Annotated in this window: 12 protein-coding genes and 1 tRNA gene; 12 read left to right on the top strand and 1 reads right to left on the bottom strand. The window is 68.2% G+C overall.

Annotation, left to right across the window (positions count from 1 at the left end):
- Nucleotides 1-768: DUF3034 family protein (locus D588_RS0101460; RefSeq protein WP_017914719.1), on the top strand; the 768-nt coding region annotated here is incomplete at its 5' end.
- A 1-nt stretch (nucleotide 769) separates the two neighbouring features.
- On the top strand, nucleotides 770-1,213 hold the full coding sequence (locus D588_RS0101455; RefSeq protein ID WP_026143246.1) for a group 1 truncated hemoglobin: 444 nt from the start codon (nucleotides 770-772) through the stop codon (nucleotides 1,211-1,213).
- Between the two features lie 57 nt (nucleotides 1,214-1,270).
- On the opposite strand, the gene D588_RS0101450 is transcribed toward D588_RS0101455, so the two are convergent.
- Nucleotides 1,271-2,071, bottom strand: a complete 801-nt coding sequence (locus D588_RS0101450) for an SDR family NAD(P)-dependent oxidoreductase (protein ID WP_017914717.1) — start codon at nucleotides 2,069-2,071, stop codon at nucleotides 1,271-1,273.
- A gap of 110 nt (nucleotides 2,072-2,181) precedes the next feature.
- On the opposite strand from D588_RS0101450, the gene tpiA reads away from it, so the two are divergent.
- From tpiA to nuoG, 10 genes are all read left to right on the top strand, one after another.
- Complete coding sequence (gene tpiA, locus D588_RS0101445) at nucleotides 2,182-2,943, top strand: triose-phosphate isomerase (protein ID WP_026143245.1); 762 nt, start codon at nucleotides 2,182-2,184, stop codon at nucleotides 2,941-2,943.
- Between the two features lie 62 nt (nucleotides 2,944-3,005).
- The gene (secG, locus tag D588_RS0101440; protein WP_017914716.1) at nucleotides 3,006-3,440 is read left to right on the top strand and encodes a preprotein translocase subunit SecG; all 435 of its coding nucleotides are present in this window, start codon (nucleotides 3,006-3,008) and stop codon (nucleotides 3,438-3,440) included.
- Nucleotides 3,441-3,490: 50 nt separating this feature from the next.
- A tRNA-Leu gene (locus tag D588_RS0101435) sits at nucleotides 3,491-3,575 on the top strand.
- A 107-nt stretch (nucleotides 3,576-3,682) separates the two neighbouring features.
- Entirely contained in the window at nucleotides 3,683-4,039 is a 357-nt protein-coding gene (locus D588_RS0101430) for an NADH-quinone oxidoreductase subunit A (protein ID WP_010343005.1), read from the top strand.
- Entirely contained in the window at nucleotides 4,030-4,584 is a 555-nt protein-coding gene (locus tag D588_RS0101425; protein ID WP_010343006.1) for an NADH-quinone oxidoreductase subunit B, read from the top strand. The genes D588_RS0101430 and D588_RS0101425 overlap by 10 nt, the downstream gene beginning before the upstream one ends.
- A 33-nt stretch (nucleotides 4,585-4,617) precedes the next feature.
- On the top strand, nucleotides 4,618-5,367 hold the full coding sequence (locus tag D588_RS0101420) for an NADH-quinone oxidoreductase subunit C (protein WP_026143244.1): 750 nt from the start codon (nucleotides 4,618-4,620) through the stop codon (nucleotides 5,365-5,367).
- Complete coding sequence (locus tag D588_RS0101415) at nucleotides 5,364-6,671, top strand: NADH-quinone oxidoreductase subunit D (RefSeq protein WP_017914715.1); 1,308 nt, start codon at nucleotides 5,364-5,366, stop codon at nucleotides 6,669-6,671. The genes D588_RS0101420 and D588_RS0101415 overlap by 4 nt, the downstream gene beginning before the upstream one ends.
- A complete protein-coding gene (nuoE, locus tag D588_RS0101410; RefSeq protein ID WP_010343009.1) occupies nucleotides 6,668-7,195 on the top strand; it encodes an NADH-quinone oxidoreductase subunit NuoE in 528 nt (175 codons plus the stop codon). Before D588_RS0101415 ends, nuoE begins: the two co-directional genes overlap by 4 nt.
- A 5-nt stretch (nucleotides 7,196-7,200) precedes the next feature.
- Nucleotides 7,201-8,544 (top strand): NADH-quinone oxidoreductase subunit NuoF, encoded by a 1,344-nt coding sequence (gene nuoF, locus D588_RS0101405; protein WP_017912136.1) that lies wholly within the window; start codon nucleotides 7,201-7,203, stop codon nucleotides 8,542-8,544.
- Nucleotides 8,541-9,991 (top strand): NADH-quinone oxidoreductase subunit NuoG (gene nuoG, locus D588_RS0101400; RefSeq protein WP_017914714.1); only part of this gene is annotated, 1,451 nt, incomplete at its 3' end. The genes nuoF and nuoG, both read left to right, overlap by 4 nt.

The following is a 9,991-nucleotide window of genomic DNA, read 5'->3' as shown; positions in this document are numbered from 1 at the left end:
GCCTCCAGCGTGGAAGGCAGCGGCGGTGGCGGCATCGTGCCGTGGGCGGCGCTGTCCGGCTACGGCACGCGCGATCAGGACGGCGCGGTGCTGTTCGCCACGCACGTGGACAGCGGCGATTACCGGCTGGACGTGCAGGGGGCGGCGCTGACCCTGGGCAACCGCCTGGAGCTGTCGCTGGCGCGGCAGCGCCTGGACCTGGGCACGTTGCAGCGGCGGCTGGCGCTGCCGTGGCATGCGCTCGGTCAGGACGTGGTCGGCGCCAAGCTGCGGCTGGGCGGCGACCTGGTCTACGGCGCCGCGCCGCAGGTGGCGCTGGGGGTGCAATACAAGCGGCTGCGCGACGGCGCCTTGCCGTTGGCGATCGGCGCGCGCGCCGACCATGGCGCCGACATCTATCTCAGCGCCGCCAAGCTGTGGCTGGACGCGGCCGGCGGCTACCAGTTGCTGGTCAACGGCACCCTGCGCGCCACCCGCGCCAACCAGACCGGGCTGCTCGGGTTCGGCGGCGATCGCGGCAATACCTACCGGCTGGTGGCCGAGGCCAGCGTCGCGGTGGTGCTCGACCCGTCCTGGGTGCTGGGCCTGGAATACCGGCAGAAACCGGACAACCTCGGATTCGCCCGCGAGGACGCCTGGACGGATGCGTTCGTGGCATGGTTCGCGAACAAGCGCGTGTCCGTGGTCGGCGCCTGGGCCGACCTCGGGGACGTCGCCACCCTGCGCGACCAGCGCGGGCCCTATCTCTCCCTGCAGGTGGCGTTCTGACATGGCCAGGCCGATGCGCGTCCTGATCCCGATTCTGCTGGCGACGGCCGCGCTGCTGGCCGGCTGCGCCAGCGCCCCGCGGCCGCCGCGCACGCTGTACGCCGACCTGGGCGGCCAGCCCGGCATCGAGGCGCTGGTGGAGACGCTGCTGTCGCGCATCGCCGACGACCCGCGCATCGTCCAGCAATTCGCCCGGGTCAACATCGTGATGCTGGACCAGCGCCTGGTGCAGAAGTTCTGCCACCTCAGCGACGGGCCATGCGCCGACACCGCCAAGCCGATGAAGCAGGCGCACCAGCATCTGCCGATCCACGAGGCGGACTTCAACGCGTTGGTCGAGGACCTGGTGTGGGCAATGGACCAGCGCGGCATCCAGCGCCGCGTGCAGAACCGGTTGCTGGCCAGGCTGGCGCCGCTACACGGCGATATCGTCAACCAGCCCTAGCGGCCTGCCGCGCGGCGCGATACCCGGACCCCGCTCGCAGGACCGGCAGGTCGCGGGCTATTCCACCGACCTGATCCGATGCGAGCCGCGCCCCATCAGCCGCAGCAGCAGGGCATTGGGCAGTAGTGCCGTGAGGCCGAGCAGGGCGCGGTAGACCGCGCCGGGGACCACCCGGACCTTGCCGCGTTCGGCGCCGTCGATGCCGGCGCGGGCCACCGCGGCGGTCTGCAGCCAGATCCAGCGCGGCATAGCATCCATCTGTTCGCGGGTGCCGGTGACGTCGTGGAACTCGGACCAGGTGAAGCCGGGGCACAGCGCGCAGACGCCGACGCCGCGGTCGGCGTTCTCCAGCGCCAGCGATTCGCTGAAGCGCAGCATGAAACTCTTCGCCGCCGCGTACAGGGTATGGCCGTCGGCGCCGGGCACCAGGGCGGCGAACGAGGCGACGTTGAGGATGCGGCCTTGGCCGCTGGCGCGCAGCGCCGGCAGCAGCCGCCAGGTCAGTTCGCACACGGCGCCGACCATCACCTGCAGGAATGCCGCGTGCACCGCCCAGTCCTGGGCGATGTAGCGGCCGGGCACGCCGTAGCCGGCGTTGTTGACCAGGATCCGCACCGCCAGCCCGCGCCGTTCGATCTCGGCCACCAGCGCGGCTGGCGCGGCCGGATCGGCCAGGTCGGCGACCAGTACCTCCACCGGCACCTGCGGCCGCAGTTCGGCGGCCAGCGCCTGCAGCTGTGCCTCGCGGCGCGCGCTCAGGATCAGCGGCACGCCGCGGCGGGCGTACTCGCGGGCGATCTCGCGGCCGATGCCGCTGGAGGCGCCGGTGATCAGGGCGTAGCCGGGAAGCTGGGTCATGGCGGTTTCTGCGCGTGGAGCGGGGCGGGAGGGTGGAACGGCAGGGACGATGCCGGCCCTTGGCGGCGCATCGGCTATCCTCTCGGCACTTTTTCGCCGGAGATGCGCCGATGCGACGCAAGATCGTAGCCGGAAACTGGAAATTGCATGGCACCCGCCACTTCGCCGCCGACCTGGTACGGGAGATCGTCACCGGGCTGCACGAGGCCGAGCACGACGTGGAGGTGGTGATCCTGCCGCCGCTGCCGTACCTGGGCGACCTGATCGAGCATTTCGAGGACCGGCTGCTGCGTTTCGGCGCGCAGGACGTCAGCAGCAACGAGAAGGGCGCCTACACCGGCGAGGTGTCGGCGGCGATGCTGGTGGACGTGGGCGCCGACTATGGCCTGGTCGGGCATTCGGAGCGGCGCCAGTACCACCAGGAGAGCAGCGAGCTGGTCGCGCGCAAGTTCGCCGCCGCCCTGCACGCCGGGCTGGTCCCGATCCTGTGCGTGGGCGAGACCCTGGAGCAGCGCGAGGCTGGGCGCACCGAGGCGGTCATCGCCGCGCAGCTGGCGCCGGTGCTGGATCTGGTCGGCGCCGACGGCTTCGCCCGCGCGGTGGTGGCCTACGAGCCGGTCTGGGCGATCGGCACCGGCCGCACCGCCAGCCCGGCGCAGGCGCAGGCGGTGCACGCGTTCATCCGTGGCGAAGTGGCGGCGCGCGATGCTAGAATCGCGGATTCGTTGCCGATCCTGTATGGCGGCAGCGTCAAGCCCGACAACGCCGCCGAGCTGTTCGCGCAGCCGGATGTCGATGGCGGGCTGGTGGGCGGCGCCTCGCTGGTCGCCGCGGAATTCCTGGCCATCGTGCGAGCGGCGGCCACCTGTTGAGCGAACGGCCGCCGCTGGCGGCCGTTCGTCCCCCAAGTCGTACTGTCCGGACGGATTTCGAAATGCTGATGGTCATCCTCAATGTGGTCTACGTGCTGGTGGCGATCGCGATGATCGCGCTGATCCTGATGCAACGCGGCGCCGGTGCGGCGGCGGGTTCCGGGTTCGGCGCCGGCGCATCCGGCACCGTGTTCGGATCGCGCGGCGCGTCCAACTTCCTGTCCAAGTCGACCAAGTGGCTGGCGGTGGTGTTCTTCGCCATCAGCCTGTTCATGGCCTGGTACGCCGGCCACAGCGCGCGTCCGGCCGATGCCAACCTGGGCGTGATGTCGCAGTCGGCCACCCCGGCGCCGGCTGCGCCGGCCGGCGAACTGCAGGTTCCGCAGGCGCCGTCGGCCGCCGCCGCGGCGCCGGCTGCCCCCGCCGCCGCCCCGACCGCCCAGCAGGCGCCGGAAAAAGCGCAAGAAAAGTCGCCTGCCCCGTCGCAGAAAGACTGAAGGCGGTTACAATATGTTGCGCGGCGGGATTGCCGCGCGGTTTTACGCAAGCCCAGGTGGCGGAATTGGTAGACGCACTACCTTGAGGTGGTAGCGACTTAGGTCGTAGGGGTTCGAGTCCCCTCTTGGGCACCATTGTTTGGCTACGGTTTCTGCGCGAAGGCATCACGCCCTCGCCCGGAGAATCGTCTATCCCATGCCTGCGCGGCACGCGCGCGGGCACAGGCAAGAGAGAATCGCGAGTGCTGGCCGAATATTTGCCGACCCTGCTGTTTCTGATCGTGGCCACCGGTATCGGCGTCGCGCTGATGCTGGTGGGGCGGTTCCTCGGTCCCCGGCGTCCCGACCTGAAGAAGCTCTCGCCGTACGAGTGCGGCTTCGAGGCCTTCGAGGACGCGCGCATGAAGTTCGATGTGCGCTACTACCTGATCGCCATCCAGTTCATCGTCTTCGATCTGGAAATCATCTTCATCGTGCCGTGGACGCAGGTGTTCATGGACCTGGGCGCTCGCTCCCTGGTCACCATGGGCCTGTTCGTCGGCATGTTGTTCCTCGGTTTTGTCTACGTGTGGAAGAAGGGAGCGCTGGAATGGGAGTGATTCAGACCCTGGATCGCCTGATGACCAACCCGATCCCGGAAGGGCGGGTGGACGACATCCTGCGTCCCGAAGGCGAAAACCCGCTGCTGGAGAAGGGTTACGTCACCACCAGCGTCGATGCGCTGCTGAACTGGGCGCGCACCGGCTCGATGTGGCCGATGACTTTCGGCCTGGCCTGCTGCGCGGTCGAGATGATGCACGCCGGCGCCGCGCGCCTGGACCTTGACCGCTACGGCGTGGTGTTCCGCCCGTCGCCGCGCCAGTCCGACGTGATGATCGTCGCCGGCACCCTGGTCAACAAGATGGCCCCGGCGCTGCGCAAGGTCTACGACCAGATGCCGGACCCGAAGTGGGTCATCTCGATGGGCAGCTGCGCCAACGGCGGCGGCTACTACCATTACTCGTATTCGGTGGTGCGCGGTTGCGACCGCATCGTGCCGGTGGACGTCTACGTCCCCGGTTGCCCGCCGACCGCCGAGGCCCTGGTCTACGGCATCCTGCAGTTGCAGAAGAAGATCTGGCGAACCCAGACCATCGCGCGCTGATTCCTCTTTCCTCAGAGAGCACGCCAAGCCCCCATGGCAGAGCAAGCATCTTCCTTTAGCGACCGACTCGGCGCCCGTTTCCCCGGCAGCCAGGTCTTCGTGGCCCTTCCGCGCGGCGAAGTCACCCTGGAAGTGCCGGCCGACGCCTGGCACGCCACCTGCCTGGCGTTGCGCGACGAGTTCGGTTTCGAACAGCTGTCCGACCTGTGCGGCGTGGACTACCTGGGCTACGGCAGCGACGAGTGGGATACCTCGGACGTGTCCTCGCACGGCTTCAGCCGCGGCGTCGAAGGCAAGGCCGTGGGCCGGTTCGCCTGGGGTGAGTTCCCCAGCGGCGAGGCTGCCGGCGGCGCCCAGCCGTTGCCGGTCCCGCAGCAGCGCTATGCCGTGCTGGCGCAGCTGATCTCCTATCGCCACAACCAGCGCCTGCGCGTGCGTTGCTACGCGCCGAACGAAGACTTGCCGGTGGTGGCCTCGGTCACCGACATCTGGCCGGGCGCGAACTGGTTCGAGCGCGAGGCGTTCGACCTGTTCGGCGTGGTCTTCGCCGGGCACCCGGACCTGCGCCGCATCCTCACCGACTACGGCTTCGTCGGCCATCCGTTCCGCAAGGATTTCCCGCTGATCGGCAACGTCGAAGTGCGCTACGACGAAGAGAAGCAGCGCGTGATCTACGAGCCGGTGACCTCGGTGGAGCCGCGTGTGGGCGTGCCGCGCGTGATCCGCGACGATGCGCGCTACCAGACCGCGGCGGGCGAAGCACAGAAGGAGTCCGCCAAGTGAGCGAGTACCACCAGGCGCACGACGGGTTCGCCAGCAATCCTGCCGAAGCCAAGCAGGAAATCCGCAACTACACGATGAACTTCGGCCCGCAGCATCCGGCCGCGCACGGCGTGCTGCGCCTGATCCTGGAAATGGACGGCGAGACCGTGGTCCGCGCCGATCCGCACATCGGCCTGCTGCACCGTGGCACCGAGAAGCTGGCCGAGTCCAAGCCGTTCAACCAGTCGATCGGCTACATGGATCGCCTGGACTACGTGTCGATGATGTGCAACGAGCACGCCTACGTGCGCGCGATCGAGACCCTGCTGGGGATCGAGGCGCCGGAGCGTGCGCAGTACATCCGCACCATGTTCGACGAGATCACCCGCATCCTGAACCACCTGATGTGGGTCGGCTCCAACGGCCTGGATCTGGGTGCGATGGCGGTGATGCTGTACGCGTTCCGCGAGCGCGAAGAGCTGATGGACGTGTACGAGGCGGTGTCGGGCGCGCGCATGCACGCGACCTACTACCGCCCGGGCGGCGTCTATCGCGACCTGCCGGACCGCATGCCCAAGTACCAGGAATCGCGCTGGCACAAGGGCAATGCGCTGAAGCGGCTCAACGCCGCACGCGAAGGCTCGATGCTGGACTTCCTGGAGGAGTTCACCAACACCTTCCCGGCGCGCGTGGACGAGTACGAGACCCTGCTCACCGACAACCGCATCTGGAAACAGCGCACCGTCGGCATCGGCGTGGTCACCCCGGAGCAGGCCTACGCCTGGGGCATGACCGGCGCCATGCTGCGCGGCTCGGGCATCGCCTGGGACCTGCGCAAGAAGCAGCCGTACGCCAAGTACGACAGCGTCGATTTCGACATTCCGCTCGGCACCAACGGCGACTGCTACGACCGCTACCTGGTGCGCGTGGCCGAGATGCGCGAGTCCAATCGCATCATCAAGCAGTGCGTGCAGTGGCTGAAGGCCAACCCGGGCCCGGTCATGGTCGAGAACTTCAAGGTGGCGCCGCCCAAGCGCGCCGAGATGAAGGACGACATGGAAGCGCTGATCCATCACTTCAAGCTGTTCAGCGAAGGCTACTGCGTGCCGGCCGGCGAGACCTACTGCGCGGTCGAGGCGCCGAAGGGCGAGTTCGGCTGCTACCTGATGTCCGACGGCGCCAACAAGCCGTTCCGCGTGCACCTGCGCGCGCCGGGCTTCGCCCATCTGTCGTCGATGGACGCGATCGTGCGCGGCCACATGCTGGCCGACGTGGTGGCGATGATTGGTACCTATGATCTGGTGTTTGGTGAGGTCGACCGATGAAGGCGACAGGTAATTTCGAAGCGGCGCGCGACGTCGATCCGATGGTGGTGCTGAGCGACAAGACGCGCGCGCACATCGATCACTGGCTGAGCAAGTTCCCGCCGGACCGCAAGCGCTCGGCGGTGCTGCAGGGCCTGCACGCCGCGCAGGAGCAGAACCAGGGCTGGCTGACCGACGAACTGATCGCCGGCGTGGCCAAGTACCTGGAGCTGCCGCCGGTGTGGGCCTACGAGGTCGCCAGCTTCTACTCGATGTTCGAGACCGAGAAGGTCGGCCGCAACAACGTCGCGTTCTGCACCAACATCAGCTGCTGGCTCAACGGCGCCGAGGATCTGGTCGCGCACGCCGAGAAGAAGCTCGGCTGCAAGCTGGGCCAGTCCACCGCCGACGGCCGCGTCTACCTCAAGCGCGAGGAAGAGTGCCTGGCCGGTTGCGCCGGCGCACCGATGATGGTCATCAACGGCCACTACCATGAGCATCTGACCAAGGACAAGGTCGACGAATTGCTGGACGGGTTGGAGTAACGGCAATGGCACAGCATCCCCACGCTCCCACCGGTCCGGTCGGCCCCGCGCCGCAGCCGCACCAGGTGGTGTACACCACGCTGCACTACGACACCCCGTGGTCCTACGAGAGCTACCTGAAGACCGGTGGCTACGCTGCGCTGCGCAAGATCCTCGAAGAGAAGATCCCGCCGGAGCAGGTGATCGAGATGGTCAAGCAGTCGAACCTGCGCGGCCGTGGCGGCGCCGGCTTCCCGACCGGCCTGAAGTGGTCGTTCATGCCCAAGGGCGCGCCGCAGAAGTACATCCTGTGCAACTCGGACGAGTCCGAGCCGGGCACCTGCAAGGACCGCGACATCCTGCGCTACAACCCGCATTCGGTAGTGGAGGGCATGGCCATCGCCTGCTACGCCACCGGCTCCACGGTCGGCTACAACTACCTGCGCGGCGAGTTCCACCACGAGCCCTTCGAGCATTTCGAGCAGGCCCTGGCCGACGCCTACGCCAATGGCTGGCTGGGCAAGAACATCCTCGGCAGCGGCATCGACATCGACATCTACGGCGCCCTCGGTGCCGGCGCCTACATCTGCGGCGAAGAGACCGCGCTGATGGAATCGCTGGAAGGCAAGAAGGGCCAGCCGCGCTACAAGCCGCCGTTCCCGGCCAACTTCGGCCTGTACGGCAAGCCGTCGACGATCAACAACACCGAGACCTACGCGTCGGTGCCGGCGATCATCCGCAACGGCCCGGAGTGGTTCCTGGGGCTGAGCAAGACCAAGAACGGCGGCCCGAAGATCTTCTCGGTGTCCGGCTGCGTGCAGAAGGGCGGCAACTTCGAAGTGCCGCTGGGCACCACCTTCGACGAACTGCTGGAAATGGCCGGCGGGCTGAAGCCGGGCCGCACCCTCAAGGGCGCGATCCCGGGCGGCGTGTCGATGCCGGTGCTGAAGGCCGAGCAGCTCAAAGACCTGCAGATGGACTACGACACCCTGCGCGCGCTGGGCACCGGCCTGGGCTCGGGCGCGATCGTGGTGCTCGACGACAGCGTGTGCTGCGTGAAGTTCGCCTGCCGCATCTCGCAGTTCTTCCACAAGGAGTCCTGCGGCCAGTGCACCCCGTGCCGCGAAGGCACCGGCTGGATGCACCGCGTGCTGGAGCGCATCGTGGCCGGCAAGGCCACGATGGAAGACCTGCACCAGCTGCGCACCGTCGCCGGGCAGATCGAAGGCCACACCATCTGCGCCTTCGGCGAAGCGGCAGCCTGGCCGATCCAGGGCTTCCTGCGCCAGTTCTGGGACGAATTCGAGTATTACATCGTCAACGGTCATTCGATGGTTGACGGCAAGAAGGTGGAGGCAGCCGCCGCATGAGCGCGCAACCCAACAATCCCGGCGCGACCCCCGCGGTCGTGCCGGAAGGCCATGTGACCGTCGAGATCGACGGCCAGTCGCTGGTCGTGCCGAAGGGCTCGATGATCATTCAGGCCGCCGACAAGGCCGGCATCCCGATCCCGCGCTTCTGCTACCACGAGAAGCTGCCGATCGCGGCCAACTGCCGCATGTGCCTGGTCGACGTCGAGAAGTCGCCCAAGCCGTCGCCGGCCTGCGCCACGCCGGTCATGGACGGCATGAAGGTGCAGACGCGCAGCGACAAGGCGCTGAAGTACCAGCGCAGCGTCATGGAATTCCTGCTGATCAACCATCCGCTGGACTGCCCGATCTGCGATCAGGGCGGCGAGTGCGAGTTGCAGGACGTGTCGCTGGGCTACGGCCGTTCGGTCAGCCGCTTCAACGAGCGCAAGCGCGTGGTGCCGGACGAGGACATCGGGCCGCTGGTCGCCACCGAGATGACCCGCTGCATCCAGTGCACCCGCTGCGTGCGCTTCACCGCGGACATCGCCGGCACTTACGAGCTGGGTGGCATGTACCGCGGCGAGAACCTGCAGATCGGCACCTACGACGGCAAGCCGCTGACCACCGAGCTGTCCGGCAACGTGGTCGACGTGTGCCCGGTCGGCGCGCTGACCAACAAGGTGTTCCAGTTCCGCGCGCGGCCATGGGAACTGGTGGCGCGCGAGTCGCTGGGCTACCACGACGCGATGGGCTCCAATCTGTTCCTGCACGTGCGCCGCGGCGAAGTGCTGCGCACCGTGCCGCGCGACAACGAAGCGGTCAACGAGTGCTGGCTGTCCGACCGCGACCGCTATTCGCACCAGGGCCTGTACGCCGAGGACCGCGCGCTGCGGCCGATGCGCAAGGTCGACGGGCAGTGGCGCGAGGTGTCGTGGGCCGAAGGGCTGTCCGCCGCGAGCGAGATCCTCAAGGCCAACCGTGGCGACGCGCTGGGCGTGCTCGCGCATCCGTCCACCTCCAACGAGGAGGGCGCGCTGCTGGCGCGCCTGGCCGACGGTCTGGACAGCGGCAACCTCGATTACCGCGTGTACAACCGCGACTTCTCCGATGCCGCGCTGGCCGAGCCGTTCGCGCTGCCGCTGGCGCAGATCGAGCAGGCCGACGTGGTGGTCATCCTGGGCAGCAACCTGCGCCATGAACTGCCGCTGCTGCATGCACGCCTGCGCAAGGCGCGGATGCAGCGCCAGACCAAGGTGTACTCGATCAACCCGGTCGATTTCGACGTGGCCTTCGACCAGGCCGGCCGCCAGATCGTGGCGCCGTCGAAGTTCGCCGAGGCGCTGGCCGACGCCGCGCTGCGCAAGGCGGTGCAGGGCGCCGGTCGTGCGGTGCTGATCGTCGGCGCGCTGGCCGAGAACCATCCGCAGGCCGCTGCGCTGCGTGCCGCCGCGCGCGACTTCGCCGC

This window comes from Xanthomonas sp. SHU 308 (assembly GCF_000364645.1).
GTDB classification, from domain to species: domain Bacteria; phylum Pseudomonadota; class Gammaproteobacteria; order Xanthomonadales; family Xanthomonadaceae; genus Xanthomonas_A; species Xanthomonas_A sontii.
The sequence above is the reverse complement of the archived record's forward strand: the minus strand, read 5'-3'. Positions and strand labels throughout refer to the sequence as shown.